Source organism: Blastococcus sp. URHD0036, from assembly GCF_000701365.1.
Lineage (GTDB): Bacteria > Actinomycetota > Actinomycetes > Mycobacteriales > Geodermatophilaceae > Trujillonella.
In genome coordinates this window covers 197,405-218,824 of sequence record NZ_JNIK01000011.1, presented here as the reverse complement: position 1 = coordinate 218,824, position 21,420 = coordinate 197,405, and the positions used below count along the sequence as shown (strand labels likewise).

General features: G+C 72.9%; 19 protein-coding genes. 8 read left to right on the top strand and 11 right to left on the bottom strand.

All coding sequences use genetic code 11. The annotated features are described in order from the left end of the window. Positions 1-175 precede the first annotated feature (175 nt). The gene (groL, locus tag N555_RS0108045; RefSeq protein ID WP_029430980.1) at positions 176-1,804 is read left to right on the top strand and encodes a chaperonin GroEL; all 1,629 of its coding nucleotides are present in this window, start codon (positions 176-178) and stop codon (positions 1,802-1,804) included. 86 nt (positions 1,805-1,890) lie between these two features. Here the strand turns inward: groL and N555_RS0108040 are convergent, their stop codons facing one another. Continuing rightward, positions 1,891-3,324, bottom strand: coding sequence for a glucose-6-phosphate dehydrogenase (locus tag N555_RS0108040; RefSeq protein WP_231502649.1), 1,434 nt, complete (start codon positions 3,322-3,324; stop codon positions 1,891-1,893). A 68-nt stretch (positions 3,325-3,392) separates the two neighbouring features. On the opposite strand from N555_RS0108040, the gene N555_RS0108035 reads away from it, so the two are divergent. Beyond that, entirely contained in the window at positions 3,393-4,235 is an 843-nt protein-coding gene (locus N555_RS0108035; RefSeq protein ID WP_029430978.1) for a DUF72 domain-containing protein, read from the top strand. On the opposite strand, the gene N555_RS0108030 is transcribed toward N555_RS0108035, so the two are convergent. Genes N555_RS0108030 through N555_RS0108020 form a run of 3 tightly spaced genes read right to left on the bottom strand, consistent with a single transcriptional unit; the run spans position 4,190 to position 6,264 of the window. After that, the gene (locus N555_RS0108030; protein WP_029430977.1) at positions 4,190-4,867 is read right to left on the bottom strand and encodes a hypothetical protein; all 678 of its coding nucleotides are present in this window, start codon (positions 4,865-4,867) and stop codon (positions 4,190-4,192) included. The two genes, N555_RS0108035 and N555_RS0108030, sit on opposite strands and share 46 nt — an antisense overlap. Before the next feature lie 48 nt (positions 4,868-4,915). After that, complete coding sequence (locus N555_RS0108025; RefSeq protein ID WP_029430976.1) at positions 4,916-5,911, bottom strand: Gfo/Idh/MocA family protein; 996 nt, start codon at positions 5,909-5,911, stop codon at positions 4,916-4,918. Then, positions 5,908-6,264, bottom strand: a complete 357-nt coding sequence (locus tag N555_RS0108020; protein WP_029430975.1) for a bleomycin resistance protein — start codon at positions 6,262-6,264, stop codon at positions 5,908-5,910. Before N555_RS0108020 ends, N555_RS0108025 begins: the two co-directional genes overlap by 4 nt. Positions 6,265-6,280: 16 nt before the next feature. Between N555_RS0108020 and N555_RS0108015 the strand changes: the two genes are divergently transcribed. Beyond that, positions 6,281-6,574 carry a DUF4031 domain-containing protein gene (locus tag N555_RS0108015; RefSeq protein WP_029430974.1) on the top strand — a complete coding sequence of 98 codons (294 nt, stop codon included), beginning with the start codon at positions 6,281-6,283 and terminating at the stop codon, positions 6,572-6,574. Here the strand turns inward: N555_RS0108015 and N555_RS0108010 are convergent. Continuing rightward, positions 6,498-7,175 (bottom strand): HD domain-containing protein, encoded by a 678-nt coding sequence (locus tag N555_RS0108010; RefSeq protein ID WP_051683842.1) that lies wholly within the window; start codon positions 7,173-7,175, stop codon positions 6,498-6,500. The two genes, N555_RS0108015 and N555_RS0108010, sit on opposite strands and share 77 nt — an antisense overlap. Beyond that, on the bottom strand, positions 7,172-8,443 hold the full coding sequence (locus N555_RS0108005) for an ArgE/DapE family deacylase (protein ID WP_029430972.1): 1,272 nt from the start codon (positions 8,441-8,443) through the stop codon (positions 7,172-7,174). Before N555_RS0108005 ends, N555_RS0108010 begins: the two co-directional genes overlap by 4 nt. An 85-nt stretch (positions 8,444-8,528) precedes the next feature. On the opposite strand from N555_RS0108005, the gene N555_RS0108000 reads away from it, so the two are divergent. The 3 genes from N555_RS0108000 (at position 8,529) to N555_RS29075 (ending at position 12,818) form a co-directional block, all read left to right on the top strand. Further along, entirely contained in the window at positions 8,529-9,332 is an 804-nt protein-coding gene (locus N555_RS0108000; protein ID WP_029430971.1) for a phospholipid scramblase-related protein, read from the top strand. A 331-nt stretch (positions 9,333-9,663) separates the two neighbouring features. Beyond that, positions 9,664-9,798 (top strand): hypothetical protein, encoded by a 135-nt coding sequence (locus N555_RS28940; protein ID WP_255347345.1) that lies wholly within the window; start codon positions 9,664-9,666, stop codon positions 9,796-9,798. A gap of 38 nt (positions 9,799-9,836) precedes the next feature. Beyond that, complete coding sequence (locus N555_RS29075; protein WP_029430970.1) at positions 9,837-12,818, top strand: ATP-binding protein; 2,982 nt, start codon at positions 9,837-9,839, stop codon at positions 12,816-12,818. A 169-nt stretch (positions 12,819-12,987) separates the two neighbouring features. On the opposite strand, the gene N555_RS0107985 is transcribed toward N555_RS29075, so the two are convergent. Further along, positions 12,988-14,766: a DEAD/DEAH box helicase gene (locus N555_RS0107985; RefSeq protein WP_029430969.1), complete on the bottom strand. Its 1,779-nt coding sequence runs from the start codon at positions 14,764-14,766 to the stop codon at positions 12,988-12,990. Positions 14,767-14,980: 214 nt separating this feature from the next. Further along, a complete protein-coding gene (locus N555_RS28225) occupies positions 14,981-15,265 on the bottom strand; it encodes a hypothetical protein (RefSeq protein ID WP_029430968.1) in 285 nt (94 codons plus the stop codon). Between the two features lie 162 nt (positions 15,266-15,427). Here N555_RS28225 and N555_RS0107975 point away from each other — a divergent pair, with 162 nt between their 5' ends. Next, on the top strand, positions 15,428-16,657 hold the full coding sequence (locus tag N555_RS0107975) for an aminotransferase-like domain-containing protein (RefSeq protein ID WP_029430967.1): 1,230 nt from the start codon (positions 15,428-15,430) through the stop codon (positions 16,655-16,657). Between the two features lie 346 nt (positions 16,658-17,003). After that, positions 17,004-17,870 carry a hypothetical protein gene (locus N555_RS27840; protein ID WP_156036256.1) on the top strand — a complete coding sequence of 289 codons (867 nt, stop codon included), beginning with the start codon at positions 17,004-17,006 and terminating at the stop codon, positions 17,868-17,870. A 39-nt stretch (positions 17,871-17,909) separates the two neighbouring features. On the opposite strand, the gene N555_RS0107970 is transcribed toward N555_RS27840, so the two are convergent. The 3 genes from N555_RS0107970 to N555_RS0107960 all read right to left on the bottom strand — a co-directional run bounded on the left by N555_RS0107970 (position 17,910) and on the right by N555_RS0107960 (position 21,399). After that, positions 17,910-18,758: a toll/interleukin-1 receptor domain-containing protein gene (locus N555_RS0107970; protein ID WP_197028931.1), complete on the bottom strand. Its 849-nt coding sequence runs from the start codon at positions 18,756-18,758 to the stop codon at positions 17,910-17,912. 237 nt (positions 18,759-18,995) lie between these two features. Continuing rightward, a complete protein-coding gene (locus N555_RS0107965; RefSeq protein WP_231502647.1) occupies positions 18,996-19,535 on the bottom strand; it encodes a GNAT family N-acetyltransferase in 540 nt (179 codons plus the stop codon). A gap of 178 nt (positions 19,536-19,713) precedes the next feature. After that, positions 19,714-21,399, bottom strand: a complete 1,686-nt coding sequence (locus N555_RS0107960) for a DNA repair helicase XPB (RefSeq protein ID WP_029430964.1) — start codon at positions 21,397-21,399, stop codon at positions 19,714-19,716. Between the last annotated feature and the right edge of the window lie 21 nt (positions 21,400-21,420).

The window sequence follows — 21,420 nt, the reverse complement described above, 5'->3', positions numbered from 1 at the left end:
CACTCGGCAGGGGCGAGTGCCAGACTCGGATTGGCACTCGACAGTGCCGAGTGCCAATCAGGTCGGAACGGTGAGGCAGCGGGATGCGGGCCAAGAGTGCCTGCCACCCCCCGATGTCGTCCGTCGCGGGCGCCCACCCGACCTGCAGTGATCCATGCATGGAGGACATCACCACATGGCCAAGATGATCGCCTTCCAGGAAGAGGCGCGCCGCGGTCTCGAGCGAGGGATGAACACCCTCGCCGACGCCGTCAAGGTGACGCTCGGCCCCAAGGGCCGCAACGTCGTCCTGGAGAAGAAGTGGGGCGCTCCCACGATCACCAACGACGGTGTCAGCATCGCCAAGGAGATCGAGCTCGAGGACCCGTGGGAGAAGATCGGCGCCGAGCTGGTCAAGGAGGTCGCCAAGAAGACCGACGACGTCGCGGGTGACGGCACCACCACCGCCACCGTGCTCGCCCAGGCCCTCGTCCGCGAGGGGCTGCGCAACGTCGCCGCCGGCGCCAACCCGATGGCCCTGAAGAAGGGCATCGAGAAGGCCGTCGCGGCCGTCACCGAGTACCTGCTCTCGACGGCCAAGGACGTCGAGACCAAGGAGCAGATCGCCGCCACCGCGTCGATCTCCGCCGCCGACCCGGCCATCGGCGAGCTCATCGCCGAGGCGATGGACAAGGTCGGCAAGGAAGGTGTCATCACCGTCGAGGAGAGCAACACCTTCGGCCTCGAGCTCGAGCTCACCGAGGGCATGCGCTTCGACAAGGGCTACATCTCGCCCTACTTCGTGACCGACACCGAGCGCATGGAGGCCGTCCTCGACGACCCGTACGTGCTCGTCGTCAACTCGAAGATCAGCTCGGTCAAGGACCTGCTCCCGCTGCTGGAGAAGGTCATGCAGTCGGGCAAGCCGCTGGCGATCATCTCCGAGGACGTCGAGGGCGAGGCCCTCGCGACCCTGGTGGTCAACAAGATCCGCGGGACCTTCAAGTCCGTCGCGGTGAAGGCCCCCGGCTTCGGTGACCGCCGCAAGGCCATGCTGACCGACATCGCCATCCTCACCGGTGGCCAGGTCATCAGCGAGGAGGTCGGCCTCAAGCTCGACAACGCCGGCGTCGACCTGCTCGGCCGCGCCCGCAAGGTCGTCGTCACCAAGGACGAGACGACGATCGTCGAGGGCTCGGGCGACAGCGACCAGATCGCCGGTCGCGTCAACCAGATCCGCGCCGAGATCGAGAAGTCGGACTCCGACTACGACCGCGAGAAGCTGCAGGAGCGCCTGGCCAAGCTGGCCGGTGGCGTCGCCGTCATCAAGGCCGGCGCCGCGACCGAGGTCGAGCTCAAGGAGCGCAAGCACCGCATCGAGGACGCGGTGCGCAACGCCAAGGCCGCCGTCGAGGAGGGCATCGTCGCCGGTGGTGGCGTCGCCCTCGCGCAGGCCACGGCCGTCGCGTTCGACAAGCTCGAGCTCGAGGGTGACGAGGCGACCGGTGCCAACATCGTGCGCGTCGCGCTCGAGGCCCCGCTGAAGCAGATCGCGATCAACGCCGGCCTCGAGGGTGGCGTCGTCGCGGAGAAGGTCCGCAACTCCGACACCGGCTGGGGCCTCAACGCCGCCACCGGCGAGTACGTGGACCTGATCAAGGCCGGCATCATCGACCCGGCCAAGGTCACCCGCTCGGCGCTGCAGAACGCCGCCTCCATCGCGGCGCTCTTCCTCACCACCGAGGCCGTCATCGCCGACAAGCCGGAGAAGAACGCCCCGGCCATGCCCGGTGGCGACGGCGGCATGGGCGGCATGGACTTCTGAGTCCCGCCGCTGCCTCCCGGTAGCACCCAGCACGTCCCGGCAGGGGCGGTCCGCTTCGGCGGGCCGCCCCTGTCGGCGTCTCCGGCTCAGTCCTGCTCGGGGGCCGGGCCCAGGACCCAGCCGCACGGCCCGGGCAGCTCGAGGGCGGCCTCCGGGCCCCACGACCCGGGGGCGTAGGGCTGCACCTCCGGCGGCTTCTGCTGCAGCGGGGCAAAGGCCGCCCACGCCCGGGCGAGGCCCTGGCTGCTGGTGAACAGCGACCGGTCGCCGGTCACGACGTCGTGCAGCAGGGAGACGTAGGGCGGCAGCGGCGTGCCGCCGGAGACGTCGGACAGCTGGAGCACGGCCGTCCCCGTGGACAGCTCCAGCCCCGGGCCGGGCCGCTTGGCGACCAGCCGCAGCTCGACGGCGCCCGAGCCGGACAGCGACAGCGTCAGCACGTTGCCCTGGCCCGGGATGTCGTCCAGCGGACCGTCGGGCGTCCGCAGGCACAGGCTGACCCGCTGCTCGCTGGCGGCCATCCGCTTCCCCGTGCGCAGCAGGAAGGGCACGTCGCGCCAGCGGTCGGTGTCGACCCAGAGCCGGGCGGCCACGAAGGTGTCGGTGGCCGAGTCGTCGTCGACTCCTTCGATGTCGGTGTAGCCCTCGAACTGCCCGAGCACGACGTCGTCGGGGTCCAGCGGGCGGAACGCGTCGAGCACGCCCTCCCTCGCCGCCAGCAGGTCGGCGGCGGCGAGGCTGACGGGTGGCTCCATCGCCACCTCCGCGGCCAGCTGGAACAGGTGGGTGACCAGCATGTCCAGGGCCGCGCCGGTGGCGTCGTAGAACGTGGCGCGCTGGGCGACGTCGAGCTCCTCCGGCACGTCGATCTGCACCTGGGCGACGTGCTCGCGGCTCCACAGGTGCTCGAACATGCCGTTGGCGAACCGGAGCACGTGCAGGTCCTGGGTGCCCTCCTTGCCGAGGAAGTGGTCGATCCGGAACACCTGCTCCTCGTCCAGCACCGACAGGACCAGCTCGTCGAGCTCCCGGAAGGAGTCCGGGGAGGTGCCGTACGGCTTCTCGTAGACGACGCGGGCGTTCTCGGTGAGGCCGTGCGCGTCCAGGCCGCGGGTCAGCCCGTCGAAGGCCGACGGCGGGACGGCGAGGTAGTGCACGTACTGCACGCCGTCCCCCAGGTCCTCGCGGGCCTCGGCGAGGACGTCGAGCAGGCTGCCGGGGTCGTCGCTGTCGAACCCGCCGCCGGCGAAGCGCAGCCGCTCCGCGAACGCCGGCCAGGAGTCCGCCGCATCGTCATCGCCGTCCCCGAGCGGGCCGAACTCCTCGAGGGCGTCGTGCACGAGGTCGGCGAAGTCCACGTGCGAGACGTCGCCGCGGCCGTTGCCGATCAGCCGCCAGTCCCGGGGGAGGAGGTCGAGGCGGGCGAGCTCGAAGAACGCCGGCAGGACCATCCGGCGGGCGAGGTCCCCGGTGGCGCCGAAGACGACGAAGACGGTGGGCGGCAGGTCGGGAGCGGACACGGGCAGCCTGTGCCCCGGACGGGGGACCGTCACGCGTCGGTGCCGCCGGACCCGGGTAGGCGGTCGCGGTGAGCGTGGTCATCGGGACGTCGGGGTGGCAGTACCGCGACTGGCGCGGGCGGCTCTACCCGCAGCGGCTGCCGCAGCGGCTCTGGCTCGAGCACCACGCAGCCCTGTTCGCCACCGTGGAGAGCAACGCCGCCTTCTACCGCCTGCCCGAGCAGCACACCTTCGAGGCGTGGCGGCAGCGCACCCCGCCGGACTTCCGCTGGGCGGTCAAGGCCAGCCGGTTCCTCACCCACATCAAGCGGCTGCGGGAGCCGCAGGAGCCGGTGGCCCGGCTGATGGAGCGGGCAGCGGGCCTGGGGGAGCGGCTGGACGCCGTCCTCCTGCAGCTGCCGCCGACGCTGAAGGCGGACGCCGCCCTGCTCCAGGAGTGCCTGGCCTGCTTCCCCCCGACCGTGCGGGTCGCTGTCGAGCCGCGGCACGACAGCTGGTGGACCGACGAGATCCGGGCGTTGCTCGAGCGCTACGGCGCGGCGCTGTGCTGGGCGGACCGGGCCGAGCGGCCGATCGCCCCGCTGTGGCGCACCACCGACTGGGGCTACCTGAGGTTCCACACCGGCGCCGAGGGGTGGGGGTACCCGCCTGCGGTGCTGCAGACCTGGGCCGACCGGCTCGCCGCGACCTACGGCGACACCGAGGACGTGCTCGTCTACTTCAACAACGACCCGGGCGGGAACGCCGTCGTCGACGCGGTCGGGTTCGCCGAGGCGGTCCGCCGGGCCGGCCGGACGCCGACCCGCGTGCCCACCCGCGACCAGGCGACCGGAGCCGCCTGGACGGGGGAGGAGCGGACGCCGGCTCAGTCGTCGTCGGAGCCGTGTCCCGAGGAGTCGCCGTCGTCGTGACCCGACCCGGAGTGGTGCCCGGAGTCGTCGTCGGAGTCGTCGTCCACGTCGTGCGAGCCCGAGTCGTCGGCGCCGGACGGCGATGCGGAGGTGGGGCCGGCCGTGGGCCCGGCGGTGTGGTCGTCGTCCTCGGGGTGGTCGCGTCCGCTGCCCGACCCGCTGGTGCTGCCGGACCCGCTGGAGATGCTGCCCGGGCCGGAGTTGCCGGTCCGCGGAGCCGCCGGGCCGGCCGGGGTCGGGCGCGGCGCGTGCGTGCCGTCGACCCGGCCGTCGGAGTCGTCGGGGGAGGACGTCGCGCTCGGGACGGCGGTCGGAGTGCCCGTGGCGGGCGGGTCCTCGTCGCTGTCGTCCAGGTCGTCGGGGCTGTCCATGCCGGAGTCGTCGGTCTCCGCCTCGTCGTCGGCCACGGTGTGCGGGCGCGCGTCGTCGTCGGACGAGTCGGGCAGGTCGAGCGGGGTCACGCCCTCGACCACCGACGCCACGCCGTTCTGGATCGGATCCGGCAGGGCACCGGTGAAGCCGGCGCCGGTCACCCCGGCGACGGCGATGCCCACGCCGGCAGACACCTGCGCGACGGTGGAGGCGGAGGCGACCTTGGCGGCCAGGGCGGCGAGACCCGTGATCAGCGGCATACCGGTGTGATCGGCAGCACGACGCAGAACTTGAATCGTGAAGGACCTCTAGAGGGGCGACGGGTCCTCGCGGTGCTCGACGCCGAGCGCGCGGGCGGCCCGGCCGAGCACGTCCTGCACCGCCACGGTGTCGGCCAGCGGCATGACCGGGCTCTCCGTGGCACCCGCCTGCAGGCACCGGGTGACCTCGATCAGCTCGTGGCTGTACCCGGTGCCCAGCGGCGGCCGGGTGATCGTCTCGGGCTCGGCGCCGAAACGGTTCAGCACGATCGTGTCGGGGTGGTGGAAGCGCGGCCGGACGTCGATCCAGCCACCGGTCCCCATCACCCGCGCCGCCCCGGGCGTCGGGTACCGCAGTGAGGTCGTCAGGGTCGCGCTGCGGCCGTCGGCGTACCCGAGCAGCAGCGCGGCCTCGGCGTCGACGCCGGTCGGGAAGGTCGATCCGGCGACGGCCACCGTGTCCGGCGTGCCCAGCAGCATCTGCGCGAACGAGACCACGTAGACGCCCAGGTCGAGCAGCGCGCCACCGCCGAGCTCCAGAGCGAACAGCCGGTCGGCCGGGTCGTACTCGCGGGCGACGCCGAGGTCGGCCTGTACGGACCGGACCTCACCGATGGCGCCGTCGGCGATCAGCTCGCGGAGCGCGACCACCGCGGGCTGGAACCGGGTCCACATGGCCTCCATGACGAAGACGCCGGCCGCTCGCGCTGCCGCCACCACCTCGGTGGCTCCCTCGGGCGTCGCGGTGAAGGCCTTCTCGACCAGCAGCGCCTTGCCGGCCGCGATCGCACCCAGGGCCACGGCGGCGTGCTGGGCGTGCGGGGTGGCCAGGTAGAGGACGTCGACGTCGGGATCGGCGAGGATCTCCGCGTACGAGCCGTGCGAGCGGGGGATGCCGTGCCGCCGGGCGAAGTCGGCGCCCCGCTCCGCCGACCGGGAGGCCACCGCGGTCACCCGCGCCCCCTCGACGTGCGCGAAGTCCGGCAGCACGTTCTCGGCGATGCGGCCCGGACCGACGACGCCCCAGCGGATCTCTGCACTCACCCGGCCGACGGTATCGGGCTGCCGAACCGGAGCAGGTTGCCGTCCGGGTCGACGTGCGCCCCCTCGCGCACTCCCCAGGGCCGGTCGGTGGGCGCGGTCGTCCCCGGGGCACCGGCCCAGGCGCGGGCCACCTCGTCGGCGTCCCGGACGTGCAGGAACACGGCGGTCGCGGTGCGGGCTGGGTCGTGGTCGGCGGAGCGCACCAGGTGCAGCTCCAGCCCGCGCCAGGCCGCGAAGCCGTAGTCCCCGTCGTGCTCGCTCACGACGAAGCCCAGGGACGCGTAGTGCTCCAGGGCATGCCGCAGGTCGGCCACGGGGAGGATGGGGGAGGCGCGCACCTCGACGTCGTCCATGGAGGGAGGGTGCCTGGTGGCGGTGCTCATCGACAGCCCCGTGTGGCCCTGGCGCGGCCGGCGCTGGTCGCACCTGGTCAGCGATGTGTCCTACGACGAGCTGCACGCGTTCGTGGCCGCCGAGCTCGGCATCCCGCGGCGGGCGTTCCAGGGCGACCACTACGACGTCCCCGAGGAGCTGCACGAGCACGCGGTGGCCGCCGGGGCGCTGCCGGTCGGGTCGCGGGAGCTGCTCAGCCGGCTGGCGGGGGCGGGACTGCGTCTCCGGAAGCCCCGCCCGCCCCAGCGGCCCGGCCCCGCAGCAGGGTGAGCTCGGCGGTCAGGTTGGCCCGCGCCCGCGGTGTCCACCCGGCGGCCACCGCGGGCAGCCGGAACAGCGTGGGCAGGCCGAGCAGGTGCTCGAGGACGGCGATCCGGCCCGCGGTGAACTCCGCATCGGACAGGTGGCCGTACTCCTCGCGGATCGCCGACGCGTAGGCTGCGTAGGCGTCCGGCGGGCCGGCCAGCACGGCCAGGTCCGCGTCGCAGAGGACGGCGCCGTTCGCGTCCCCCGGCGCTGCGTCGTGCCCGGCGGTCAGCAGCACGAGCCGCACGACCTCCTCGATCCGCTCCTCGGGGACCAGGCCGCGCAGCCCCGCGCGGGCCCGCTCGGCGCTGACCTGCTCGTTGTCGCCGCGCCGGGGGTCGTAGACGACGTCGTGGTACCAGGCGGCCAGCCGGACCGCGGCCGGGTCGCCGGCGGCGTCCGCCAGCCGCCCGACGATGCCGAGGACGGCGGCCAGGTGGGCGAGGTCGTGGTACCGGCGGTGCGGCTGGCCCCAGGCGTCGACGACCGCGGCCCACTCCGTGCGGGAGGTGGGCGAGTCGCCGGCCAGCTCGACCCAGGCGTCGAAGCCGATCAGGTCGGTCATGCCACCCCGCAGCGGCGCAGGGTGAGCAGCGCGAACGCCCGGGCCGCGGTGACGACCTCCGCCAGGGGCACCCGCTCGGCCGGTGCGTGCGCCAGGTGCAGGTCGCCGGGGCCGTAGTGCAGCGTCGGGATGCCGGCGGCGGTGTAGAGCCGCAGGTCGGTCCCGGCCGCCACCGCCCGCTCGGGCACCGGGCCGGAACCGGCGTCGGCGAGCGCGGTGTGCACCTCCGGCAGCAGCGCCGAGCCGGGCGGCAGCTCGCCGCTGGCGTAGGAGCCGCCGGTCCACTCGACCTCCACGGGGTGCGCGGCCAGCCACGGGTGCGCGGCACAGAAGGCGTCCACCCGGTCGGTGAAGGCCTGCTTCGCGGCCGCCACCGGCTCGCCGAGCCGCACGCCGTAGCGGCCCTCGGCGACCAGCAGGTCGGGCACGGTGCTGGCCCAGTCGCCGGCGTGCACCGTGCCGATCGACAGCCCGAACGGGTAGCGGGCCTCGCCGAAGCGCGGGTCGGCGCCGAGCTGGCGCTGCGCCTCGAGGTCGAGCAGGTCGGCGTGCAGCGCGGCGAAGAGCTCGACGGCGCTGACCCCGCGGTCGCGCATCGCCGCATGCGCCGCAGCGCCGTGCACCCGGAGCCGGAAGGTGAGGGCGCCCGCCGCGGCGGTGGTGATCGACCCGGCCGTGGGCTCGGGGATGACGCAGGCATCGCCGCGGTGCCCGCGCGCGAGGGTGGCCCAGGCCCCGAGCCCGCCGTCCTCCTCGCCGGAGACGGCGTGCACCGCCACGGGCCGGGCCAGCCGCACTCCCGCGGACCGGATGGCGGCCAGCGCCGCCAGCGCGGACACCAGGCCGCCCTTCATGTCGCAGGCGCCACGGCCGTGGAGCTCGCCGCCCTCGATGCGGGGCACGAACGGATCGCCGTCCCACTTCTCCTGGTCGCCGGGCGGGACGACGTCGGTGTGCCCGCAGAACACCAGGGCCGGGTCGCCGTCGTCGAGGCCGGGGAGGGTGCCGACGATGCCCCACGCCTCCTCGCGGAGGACCTCCTGCCCCGGCGCGTCCGGGGCGGCCGCCGCCGCGGCCAGGTCGATCGGCCAGCGGTCGACGTCGCAGCCCAGCTCGTCCAGCCAGTCGCCCACGAGGTGCTGCACCTCGACCTCGGCCGCGGTGCCGCCGACGGAGGGGACGGCGACCAGGCGGGCGAGCCGGTCGGTGGCCCAGGCCTGGTCGACGGCGGACAGCACGGCGGCCTCGGCGGCGGTCGGATCGGCCACGCGGCCGAGTCTGGCACGCGCCCGACCGGCGAGCCGTGGGGCCAGGGCGGCGCTTCTCCGTCGCGGTGGTGTTGACTCCCGCGGCGTGACGCAACCCCCTCCGCCCCCCGGCTGGTTCCCCGATCCCGGCGGCAGCGGCGGCATGCGCTGGTGGGACGGCCGCGGCTGGACCGAGCACGTCCAGCAGCAGGCAGCCCCGACGCCGGCCCCTGCGCCCCCGGCGGCCACCCCGCCCCCGCCACCGCCCGCGGCGCCGCAGTCCCCGGTGCAGCACGTCCCCGCGGGCTCGGGCCCCTCGCTGTACGACCAGTCGGTCCTCGTGGTGAACCAGAAGACCAAGCTGATCGAGCTGACCAACGAGTACGCGGTTCTCGACGCCCAGGGCCAGCAGATCGGCGCCGTCGTCCAGGTCGGGCAGAGCGGCTTGAAGAAGGCGATGCGCTTCGTCTCCAACCTCGACCAGTTCCTGACCCACCGGCTCGAGGTCCGCGACTCCTCCGGCGTCGTCCTCGTGCTCACCCGGCCGGCGAAGGTCCTGAAGTCGCGGGTCCTCGTCGAGCGGCCGAACGGGCAGCCGATCGGCGAGATCGTGCAGGCCAACGTGTTCGGCAAGATCCGCTTCGACCTCGTCGCCGGCGGTCAGGTGGTCGGCGGCATCCAGGCCGAGAACTGGCGGGCCTGGGACTTCGCGGTGACCGACGCGGGGGGCACGGAGATCGCCCGGATCACCAAGAACTGGGAGGGGCTGGCGCGGACGCTGTTCACCACGGCCGACAAGTACGTCGTCCAGGTGCACTTCAAGCTGCCCGAGCCGCTGGCCAGCATGGTCATCGCCTCCGCGCTGACCGTCGACACCGCGCTGAAGCAGGACGACCGCGGATTCAACTGAGCCGGCCCGTCCCGGGGCGCGGAGGGGTAGCCTGGACGTCGTCCGGACCGGGCTATCTGTGTCCCCGGGTGCCAATTGGATACCGCCTTCGTGGACTACCGCCCCGACCTCGGTCGGGGGCCTGGAGCCGCGTTGTGCAACTTCGCCGCGAGGCGACCAGAGCCCGGTCCGGACCCTGACCGCGCAGTACGGCTGAGGCCCCTCAGGAACTCCCCTGAGGGGCCTCAGTCGTCTCCCGGCGCCGGGCATGCGTGGTCTGCCGATGTCCCGCCGCACCCCTCAGGACCAGCGTCGGTCTCGTCCGCGAACGAGACGACACGAGGAGTCGGCCGTGTACAGCGCCTATCCCAACCCCGGCCTCGAGGCCGAGCTGGCCTACCGCCGCGAGCTGCTGTCGGAGCTCGGCCGCGGCACCCGCACCCGGCGCAATCCGTGGTTCTCGCGGCGGCGCCGGCGGGCGGACTGACGGGAACCCGGTCGGGCTCGTCGGCAGCTCGTGCCACCATGCCGGGCGTGCCGCAGTGGGAGGACCGTCCGCTCGTCGGCCGGGACGTCGAACTGGCCCGGCTGCTGGAGTCGGTGGAACGCGGCGCCGCCGGGAACGCGGCCGGGGTGCTGCTGGCCGGCGACGCCGGGGTGGGCAAGACCCGGCTGCTCGACGAGCTGTGCGCCCGCGCCACCGCGCGCGGTCTGCGCGTGCTCACCGGGCACTGCGTGGACCTCGGTGACGTCGGCCTGCCTTACCTGCCCTTCGTCGACCTGGTGCGCCCGGTCGCCGGCGACCCGGCCGTAGCGGAGTCCCCGGCGCTGACGGGCCTGCTGGCCGGGCGCCCGGGTCACGGAGCGGAGCACCCCCGCGAGGTCGGCGATCCCGGCCGCACGTCGCCCTACCGCGCCGCGCTCGTCCCGGTCGACGACGGCCGGCTCCAGCTGTTCGAGTCGGTCGCCGCGCTGCTGGCCGGGTTGGGGGCCGACACCCCGCTGGTGCTCGTGCTGGAGGACCTGCACTGGGCCGACCAGTCCAGCCGTGACCTGCTGCGCTACCTGCTGGCCCGGCTGTCCGAGGAACCGGTGGCGATCGTCGCCTCCTACCGGGCCGACGACCTGCACCGCCGGCATCCGCTGCGGCCGCTGCTGGCCGAGCTGGTGCGGTTGCCGGGGGTCGAGCGTCTCGACCTCACCCCGCTGCCCGCCCCCGCCGTCGGCCAGCTCGTCCGGGACCTCGCCGCGGACGTGCCCGAGGCGACGGTCGAGGACGTCGTGGCACGCGCGGAGGGCAACGCCTTCTACGCCCAGGAGCTCGTCGCCGCCGGGCTGGCCGGCGAGGGTCTGCCGCTGGGCCTGGCCGACGTGCTGCTCGCCCGCGTCGAGCAGCTGGGGCAGGCCGCCCAGCAGGTGCTGCGCGCCGCTGCGGTGGCCGGCCGGCAGGTGCGGCACGAGCTCGTCGCCGCCGTCTCCGGGGTGCCCCCGGCCGAGCTGGAGCAGGCCCTGGCCGAGGCGGTGCACCGCCACCTGCTGGTGATCTCGCCCGACGGCCGGTACCGGTTCCGGCACGCCCTGCTCCGGGAGGCCGTGCTCGCCGACCTGCTGCCGGGAGAGCGGGTCCGCCTGCACGCCGCCGTGGCGGTCCACCTGGCCACCCACCCCGGCGCGGGCACCGCGGCGGAGCGGGCGCACCACGCGCGGGAGAGCAACGACCTGACCACGGCGCTCACGGCGTCCCTGGAGGCGGCGGCGGACGCCGCGCGGGTCGGCGCGCCCGCCGAGCGCCTGCAGCACCTGGAGGCAGCACTCGCGCTCTGGCCGGCCGTGCCCGGCGCGGCCGACCTCACCGGCCGGCCGCAGGTCGGCGTGCTCATGGACGCGGCCGCCGCGGCACGGTCGGGCGGGGAGCTGCACCGGGCCGTGGCGTTCCTGCGCGCCGCCCAGGAGCTGCTCGGGCCGGAGGGCGATCCGGCCGCCCGGGCCCGGGTCCACTACACGCTGGCGCAGGTGCTGGGGCGGATCGAGGACTCGGTCGCCGCCCACCGGGAGAGCTCCCGGGCGATGGAGCTGGTGCCGATGTCCCCGCCGTCGGTGGTGCGGACCTGGGCCGCCGCCACCCACGCGCGCACCTGCTACGACGTCGACCGGTGGGAGAAGGGGGACGCCGCCGCCGAGGAGGCGCTCGCCGCCGCCGACGCGCTGGGCCTGGACGACGCGTGGGCCGACACCGCGGTGACCTCGGCCCGCGGGCGGGGCGGGTCGCCGGCGGCCGTCGCCGGGCGGCTGGAGGAGGCCCTGACGCGAGCCCGCCGCTCCGGGGACCGCGACGTCGAGATCCGGGTGCTGTTCAACCTGGCCACCGTCCCGTACGAGGCCGGCGACGTCGCGACGGCGCTGCGCTGGATCGACACGGCCTTGGCGCGCGCGGACTCGCTCGGCCTGCCCTGGACGTTCTACGCCGCGGAGATCCGGCACCTCGGTGTGGTGGCGCGGTACGTCACCGGCGACTGGGACGGCAGCCTCGAGCTGGCCGAGCGGCTGTCCCGCGTCCCGGACATGGCGGCGCACGTGCGGGCTGCCGGACTGCTGGTGCTGGCCGGCCGTGGAGACCCCTCTACCGGGGAGCGCCTGGCCGGCGCCCGTGCGCTGGCCGCGCGCATGGAGGCGCACGTGCTCCTGCTGCTGGCCACCGTCGGACCCGCGATCGAGCTCGCCGCCCGTGCGGGGGACGCCGACGCGGCCGCCGCCGAGGCGGAGCGGGCGATCGCTGAGATCCGCGCGCTGTGGGGCAGCAACAGCCTGGCCGCCGTCCGGTTGGCGGCGCTGGCACTCGGCGCGCTGGCCGACGCGGTCCGGGCGGGCGGCGACCCGGAGCAGGCACCGCGCTGGACGGCCCGCGGCGAGGCGCTTGTCGAGCACGCGCGCGCAGCGGTCGAGGCCCACCGCCGGGACGTGGGGGAGTACGGGCCGGAGGCCGCGGCGTGGCTCGCGCGGGTCGAGGCGGAGTGGGAGCGCCTGCAGGGCCGGGAGGCCGCGGCGGCGTGGCGGGCGGTGGTGGACGGCTTCGGCTACGGGCACGTCTACGAGCAGGCCCGCTCCCGGTGGCGGCTGGCAGAGGCGCTGCTGGCGTCCGGGGACCGGGAGGCGGCTGCGACCGAGCTGCAGCAGGCCGGCGACGTCGCGGTTCGTCTGGGTGCCGCACCGTTGCAGCAGGCGGTCGAGGCGCTGGCCCGGCGCGGCCGGCTCGCGGTCGAACTGCCGGGGCTGGGCCGGGTGCCGGACGCGGCGACGGTCTTCACGCCGCGGGAGGTGGAGGTGCTGGCGCTGCTGGCCCGCGGTCGCACGAACCGGCAGGTCGGCAGCGAGCTCTACATCAGCGAGAAGACCGCGAGCGTGCACGTCAGCAACATCCTGGCCAAGCTCGGCGCCCGCAGCCGCACCGAGGCGGTGGGTATCGCCGCGGCGCGTGGCCTGCTGCCGGTCGACGAGCCGACCGGCTGACCCGCCGGGCGCCCGGCCCCCGCTCTTTACGGTGTTCCTCGCGCCTCTGCGGTGCTGCAGCACCGCAATCGCCGGCACAACACCGCAGAAGTCGTCCCGTCGCGGGTGTTCCTCGTGCTCTGACCGTCCTGCAGGACCCGCGAGGCGCGAGTTCGACCCGCAACGGGCCTCACAGCATGGTGCGGAGGCGTTCCCGGCGGGCGCGGAGGACGTCGACCGACGCCGAGGCCGACGGCGGTCCGGGCACCTGCGTCCGCAGCTGGGTGTGCACGACCGCGTGCGGCGTCGACGTCTTCGCCGACACCCGGCTGACCAGGCGGTTGATCTCCCGCCGGAGCTCCGCGGCGTCCCGCCACGAGCGGCCGGCGTCGTCCTCGTCGGGGTGGTCGTCGACGATCATGAAGTCGCTGTCGTCGGCGCGGTGGCTCGCGGCGACGCGCAGCCGCAGCTCGTCGTCCCGCTTGGCCAGCAGCTCCGCCGTCTGCGCCGGGGTGAGCAGCCCTGGGATGCCGAGGAACTCCTCGTCCTCCTCGCGGACGACGACGGTCGGGCCGGAGCCCTCGCCGGTGTGCGCCGTCCCGCTGTGCAGCACGTGGGCGAACCGGGCGTCGGCCTCGAGCGCCTCCCACTGCTTCAGCTCGCCCTCGCGCGGCTCCCGCGGAGGCAGGTCCAGTGCCTCGAGCTCCTCGTCGGGCTGGCTCTTCGGCGGCGGCATGACGTGGTTGCGCTGCTCCTCCATGGAGGCGGCCAGCGACAGCAGCGGCCGCACCGCCGGGAGGAACACGGTCGCCGACTCGTGGGTGGCGCGGGCGCGCACCACGCGGCCGACGGCCTGGGCGAAGAACAGCGGGGTCCGGTAGGACGTCATCCAGGCGAGGACCGCGGCGCGCGGGACGTCGACGCCCTCGGAGATCATCCGGACGCAGACGGCGATGCGGGCCGACCCGGTGGCGAAGCGCTCGATCTTCTTCGACGCCTTGGGGTCGTCGGAGAGGATCAGCTCGGCCGCCTTGCCGGTCACCCGCCGGACGATCTTGGCGTAGGCGCGGGCGTCGTCCTGGTCGCTGGCGAGGATCAGGCCGGCGGCGTCGGGCATGCCGCCCTCCTCGCGCAGGTGCGTGATCCGGTCGTCCATCGCGGCGATGACGTGCGGCACCCACTGGCCCTTGGGGTCCAAGGCGGTGCGCCAGGCCTGCATCTCCACCGACTTGGTGCCGGCCTCCGACAGCGAGGCGGCGACGACCTCGCCGGCGGAGTTCCGCCAGCGCGAGGTGCCGGTGTAGGCGGCGAAGACGACGGGACGGACAACGCTGTCGGCCAGCGCCTCCTTGTAGCCGTAGGTGTAGTCGGCGCGGCTGACCAGCCCGCCGGCCTCGCCCTCGAAGGTGTCCTCCTCGTAGCGGACGAAGGGGATGCGCTCGTCGGGCTTCGTACGGAACGGCGTCCCGGTCAGGCAGAGCCGGCGCGCGGCCATGCCGAAGGCCTCCTCGACCGCCTCGCCCCAGGAGAGGCCGTCGCCGGCGTGGTGCACCTCGTCGAGGATCACCAGCGACTTGACGGCGCTGGCGCGGGCGGCGTGCAGCATCGGCTTGCCGGCGACCTGGGCGTAGGTCGTGACGTACCCCTGGGTGCCGGCGCGGACCGGCCCCACGGCGTTGGTCAGGTTCGGGTCGAGGACGATGCCCATCGCGTCGGCAGCCTCGGCCCACTGCAGGCGGAGGTGGTCGGTCGGGGCGACGACGACGACGCGGGCGACCTCGCGGCGCGACAGCAGCCGGGCGGCCAGCGTCAGGGCGAAGGTCGTCTTCCCGGCGCCGGGGGTCGCGGTGACGAGGAAGTCCTTGGGCGACTGCTCCTCGTACTGGCCGAGCGCGGCCTGCTGCCATGCGCGGAGCGGCCGGCTGGTGGTCTGCGGGGCGACCGCCTCCGCTCGTGCTGCACTCCCCATGTCGGAGCCCATCCTGCCGTCCGGAGACAGGACACGCCCAACCCGATCTGGCTTGCGTGCCCACCCGTCGACGACGTATGGGGGTCCGGTCACGCGGTCCTGACCAGCGCTTTCGCGCGCGAAGTGCCGGCGGGTGTGGCGAGCGTCATGCCGGGCCGGGACGGGTCCGTCCCACCCCGCCGGTCCCGGTGTCCCCAGCCGTCCCCGGAGGCGCTCAGCGCTCCTGCCCGACCACCTTGAGATGGGGGCGGGTGTCGATGTCGACCCGCGGATCGGGGACGTCGGGAAGCCCCGCGACTCGGCGCAACCGGGTCTCGGTGACGTCCAGTGCCCGGGCGAGCGGGCGGGCCAGACCCTCCGAGACGAAGCTGCTGCCACCCCGCGCCATGAGCTCCAGCACCTCGGCGGGGATCACCCAGCGGGACCGGCGGGCGGCCTCCTGGGGGCTGCGGCGGAGCTCCCACAGTCGGCGGCGCACGAGGTCCGACACATCGGCCATCCCCGCAGACTAGGACCGGGCCGGGCCCGCGGGCACCTCGGAGCGGCTAATCTGCAGGCGAGCTCCTCGACCAGGCAGCCCGACCGAGCGCGTCGACCCGCGGCACACCACCCGCCCTCCGCGCCGGACATCCCCTCCGTCGAGGCCCTGCAGGAGCAACCCGTGTCCGCCGTCGTCCCGTCCCGCCCCACGCCCGCGCTGGCCGCCCGTCTGCGTGACGTCGCCAGCTCCCCGGTCCGCGAGCTGCTCGCCCTGCTCGAGCGGCCGGAGGTCATCTCCTTCGCCGGCGGGCTGCCCGCCCCCGAGCTGTTCGACGTCGCCGGGCTGCGCGCGGCGTTCGACTCGGCGCTGGCCGACGACCGGGCCCGCCGCAGCCTCCAGTACGCGCCGACCGAGGGGGATCCGCAGCTGCGCGCCCTGGTGGCGCAGCGGATGACCGCACGCGGGCTGTCGACGGCCGCCGGCGACCTGCTCGTCACCACCGGCTCCCAGCAGGCGCTGACACTGGTGGCGACCGCGCTGCTCGACCCGGGGGCCGTCGTCGCCGTCGAGGAGCCGACCTACCTCGCCGCCCTGCAGTGCTTCCACCTCGCCGGGGCGCGGATCGTGCCGGTGCGATCCGACGAAAACGGCATCGACCCGGACGCGCTGGCCGACGTCGTCGCGCGGGAACAGCCGGCCCTGCTCTACCTGGTGCCGACCTTCGCGAACCCGACCGGACGCACGCTGCCCGCGCAGCGGCGGGCCGCCGTCGCCGAGATCGCCGCGGCGTCGGGGATGTGGGTGGTCGAGGACGACCCCTACGGCGAGCTCCGCTACCGCGGCACGGCGGTGCGCCCGCTGGCGGCCGAGCCGGCCGGCGAGGACCGGGTCCTGTATCTCGGCAGCTTCTCGAAGGTGGCCGCGCCGGGCCTGCGGATCGGCTGGCTGCGGGCGCCGTCGACGGTCCTGCCGGCGCTCACCGTGGCCAAGCAGGCCGCGGACCTGCACACCTCCACCGTCGACCAGGCCGCGGCCGCTGCCTGGCTGGCGGCGACGGACGTGGAGGCGCACGTGGCCCGGCTGAACGCGGCCTACGTCGAGCGGCGGGACGCGATGATGGCCGCGATGCCGTCGACGCTGCCGGCCGGCAGCACGTGGACCGACCCGGACGGCGGCATGTTCACCTGGGTGCGGTTGCCCGGGGACGTCGACACCGCGGAGCTGCTGCCCCACGCCGTCGCCGCCGACGTCGCCTTCGTGCCCGGGGCGCCGTTCTTCGCCGGGACGCCGGACCGGGCCACGCTGCGGATGTCGTTCACGACCAACACCCCGGAGCAGATCGCCGAGGGGATGGCCCGGCTCACCGGGGTGCTCAGTTCCCATGGCAAAGCCAACGCCTCAGCCTCCTGACAGCCGGCCAACGCTGCTCCGGCGGGTTGCTAACCTCGCGCGTACGTCCGGCCCCTGAGGCTGACGCGGCCGCAGTGGAAGCGGACGCAGCCCTCGAGCTGTGGACGGGGTTCGAACCCCCGACGCGTCACGTATGGAAGAGAAAAGCGACGTTACCGTCGAGATTACCTGGCTTGCAACGACCTCCGCGGGTGGTCTGCAGCCGAATAGTCGTGCGCTTGAGCGCTATTCATCACCGCGGCCGCACGAGGGCCTTTTTAGCCAACACGACATCCCCCGTCAATTGTGGGTGGTTCCGTTAAGCTTGGCCCCTCGAGATGGCTTTCACCTCCTCGCCACGAGGGCGATGGCCAAATACGGCGTGGAGGAGACGAAGCAACTTCCGTATCGCAACGTGCAGTTGAGTCCCACGTTGCGCGGGGAGATTCACAGCGTGACCGCAGACCTATTCCCAGGTGATATTTTGGTCCTTGGAGTGCGCGCTCGGCTCAGATTGCCCGCTGCCGTTTCTCTCAGGCAGACATTCACTAGCGTCCAGTCGCTGCGATCAGCCAAGACCATCCCTCCCGTTGACACGCTATTCCGAGAGATGGCCATGTTGGCGCGCGGCGTAAAGGACGGCGGGCGCGACTCATGTCGGTATGAGTCTTTCTTCGCCCTCTCTCTCGGATTGCCACTCGAACCATTGGAACTGGAGAGGCAGACTGAGAACCTGAATCCGGATTTGGTTGCAGCACTGATTGGCTCACCCAGTGCCGAGCTCTTACGGCCAGAACTGGTAGAGCGAGTGTTGAGCCAGAGCGAGGACCTTAACAGCAAAGCTGTGGGCGAAAAATTGTTGATCAATCGTCAGGGAATAGCGTACGTCAGGCCGCGAGGACTTTACAGTGGCCCGCATGCGAATCGTTATGCGAGGACTCGAGATCTGGCGAAGCTAGCGCTCTATGCGCGCGCTTTCCTTCGGGACGACTCTGGCTTTTCTCAGTCCGACGGCGCCTTTGCCGAGTTTATTGCGAGCCGCCTTCAGCAGTGGATCGAGTATCCAATGCTGGTATTTGAGAACAGCGTCTCCCATACTCATACTTGGGAACGACTGATTGAGTCGTTCCTTCTTGCGGACCGTCTTCAGGCATGGTCCGCCCTGCGCACCGCCGAGGGTTCTGATGAGATGCATGCTTACGCGCGCCAGCAGCCGGACTGGTGGTTGAAATAGCGAAGCATCCGCGCCTCCACCGTGTGACAGTACGGGAAGCTAGCGCAGAGTGTTAGCAATCTGCTCCGCCACCTCGGACATTCCATGACGGTCACCGTCTAGGCCAACGAATGTGCTGAGTATCGGACTATAGGTCTCCAGGTCTTCGAATCCAATGCCGAAGAGAATGGGGATTATGCGACGTCGGCTTCCGATCAAGGCCGTCATTTCTCGTTCGCCCCAGAACCGACCTGACAAAAATGACTCGGTCAGGAGTAGAACGCCGCAGCGTGAGCGAGCGATGCCACGGTCGAGCTGGCGCATAAGCGGTTCGCCAAGCCTTAGTTCCGCCCCGTCGAACCAAACATCGAGATCTCGAGCCATCATCTCGTCGTATAGCTCTTGAGCAACATCGGTATCCGGTGAGGCGTGAGAAAGAAAGACATCATGCTCGCGACCAACAGGGTCGGCGGCGACGTCCTCTCGTACGCGGTCCAGCAACTCGCTTTCGAGGTTCGCAACTCGACTACTGAGCTCATCTACCGCCGATCCAGTCTTTGACAATTGCTGACTAAGCTGTCGATCGCGGCGATGCGCAACGTCGTCTCGGCGCTTCTCCTGCTGCGCCTCAGTCTTTCGCAACTTATCCTCCTCGCGGGCAATTTTTGCCTGCAGGTCGGATATCTTGCTCTCGGTCTTCCTCATGACCTCGACCGCCTTGTCGAGCGCTGCTTGTAGACGCTCCAAATCGCGGCCGTATTGAGCCTTGGAGCTGTCGGTTCGGGCGCGCGCGAGCTGGGCGCGCTTATCGCGCACACGGCGCTCCGCCTGAGTGACGGTCGCGCGTTCACGAGTCAGAGCTCCGCGGGCGCTCGTCAGGTTGCGGCGGTACTGGTCCAGGAGAGGCACGTCCTCATCGTGGCACATCGTAAGCAGGAAGGTGACGCGCCACCGGGTCCGTTCGGGGTAGCGGCTGAGCCTGCCAATCATTTGTCAGATCAGGCCGACGGTGCGCGCTCGTAGTCCGGAGTGTGTCGCGACTGGCGGGCGGCGTGGAAAGGAATCAGCACACGCGGCCGTCGCAATCCGTCGAGTCGTCGGTGATTAGGGGGCGTGCCAGGAGGCCATGGGGCATCCGTGGTTGCGTTAGGGGAGCGGGCGGATGAAGCTGACTCGGTCGAGGCCGGGGCCGTCGTAGTCGGAGTGCACCGGGACGCCGTCCTCCTCGCGGTCGCCCGGTTCCAGGGTGAACCCCATCTGGGTGTGGAAGGCCACCGAGGCGAGGTTGGCCGGGCCGGTGATGCAGCGGACCTCCCGGGCGCCCCACTGGGCCGCCGCAGCGAAGAAGGCCTCATACAGCCGCCGGCCGAGTCCGCTGCCCCGGGTGGCCGGGTCGACGCCGACGAAGTGGATGTAGGCGACCGGCCGGTCGGGGGAGAGGAAGCCGACGAGGAAGCCGGTCACCCGCCCGTCGCCGTCCTCCACCAGCGTGCTGGTGGCGGTGAAGTGCTGGAAGAACAGCCGGGGGAGGAGCAGTGCCCGCTGCAGGTCGCCGAACTCCCCGCCCAGATGTCCCCACCAGTCGCCGAGCGTGGCCTGCACGCGAGCGTGGTCGGCCTCGGTGGGACGACGGGCGGTGAGCCCCTCGGGCAGCACCAACAGGTCCACGGGGTCGGCGGTCGTCACGTCCTCGACCCCACCACCCGACCGGTGCGGCCGTCCACCGGGTTCCCGGCCGACCGTGCGCGGAGGTGCAGCCAGAGCCGTCAGCGCTGCACCTCTGCGCGCACCGTCGGGGCGGGCGTCACCCTCGACCGGACAGCCGATCCCGGAACACGAAGGCGCCGGCGAGCGGGGTAATCCCTCAGTCGGCGGGCTCGTCCACCCAGTCGGGGCCGTTGACCTCGCCGGGGCCGGCCAGGTCGTCGGCGTCGACGATCGTGTACGCGTAGCCCTGCTCGGCGAGGAAGCGCTGCCGGTGGGCGGCGTACTCGCTGTCGAGGGTGTCGCGGCTGACCACCGTGTAGAAGTGCGCCTGGCGGCCGTCGGCCTTGGGACGCAGCACCCGCCCGAGCCGCTGGGCCTCCTCCTGCCGGGAGCCGAACGTCCCCGACACCTGCACCGCGACCGCGGCCTCGGGCAGGTCGATGGAGAAGTTGGCGACCTTGGAGACGACGAGCGTCTTGATCTCGCCGGTGCGGAACGCGTCGAACAGCCGTTCGCGCTCCTTGTTGGTCGTCGACCCCTGGATGACCGGTGCGTCGAGCGCGCGGCCGAGCTCCTCGAGCTGGTCGAGGTAGGCGCCGATGACGAGCTTCTGCTCCTCGGGGTGCCGGTCCAGCACCCGGCGGATCACCGGCAGCTTCGACGTCGCCGTCGCCGCGATCCGGTACCGCTCCTCGGGCTCGGCGACGGCATAGGTCATCCGCTCCTCGTCGTCGAGAGAGACCCGCACCTCGATGCACTCGGCCGGCGCGATGTAGCCCTGCGCCTCGATGTCGCGCCACGGGGCGTCGTAGCGCTTCGGGCCGATGAGGGAGAAGACGTCGTCCTCCCGGCCGTCCTCGCGGACCAGCGTCGCCGTCAGCCCGAGCCGGCGGCGGGACTGCAGGTCGGCGGTCAGCCGGAAGATCGGCGCCGGGAGCAGGTGCACCTCGTCGTAGACGATGAGGCCCCAGTCCTGGGCGTCGAACAGGTCCAGGTGCCGGTACTCGCCCTTCCGGCGGGTGGTGATCACCTGGTAGGTCGCGATGGTGACCGGGCGGATCTCCTTGCGCTCGCCGGAGTACTCGCCGATCTCCTCCTCGGTCAGGGAGGTGCGGGCGATGAGCTCGCGCTTCCACTGCCGCCCGGCGACCGTGTTGGTCACCAGGATCAGCGTGGTCGCCTTCGCCTCGGCCATCGCCGCGGCGCCGACCAGCGTCTTGCCCGCGCCACAGGGGAGGACGACGACGCCGGAGCCACCGGCCCAGAAGCCCTCGACGGCCTCCTGCTGGTAGTCGCGCAGGTGCCAGTTCGACTGGTCGAGCTCGATCGGGTGCGCCTGGCCGTCGACGTAGCCGGCGAGGTCCTCGGCCGGCCAGCCGACCTTGAGCAGCGCCTGCTTGAGCCGGCCGCGCTCGGAGGGGTGGACGACGACGGAGTCCCCGTCGATCCGCGCGCCGATCATCGGCGCCACCCGCTTGGAGCGGATGACCTCCTCGAGCACCGCGCGGTCGGTGGTGGTGAGCACCAGCCCGTGCACCGGGTTGTTCGCGAGGGTGAGCCGGCCGAAGCGGTCCATCGTGTCGGCGACGTCGACCAGGAGCGCGTGCGGCACGGGATAGCGCGAGTAGCGGACCAGCGCGTCGACGACCTGCTCGGCGTCGTGGCCGGCGGCGCGGGCGTTCCACAGCGCGAGCGGCGTCACCCGGTAGGTGTGCACGTGCTCGGGGGAGCGCTCCAGCTCCGCGAACGGCGCGATCGCCGCCCGGCACTCCTTGCTCAGCGGGTGGTCGACCTCCAGCAGGAGGGTCTTGTCCGACTGGACGATCAGGGGGCCGTCACTCACGCGGGGCAGTCCTTCGCTGGG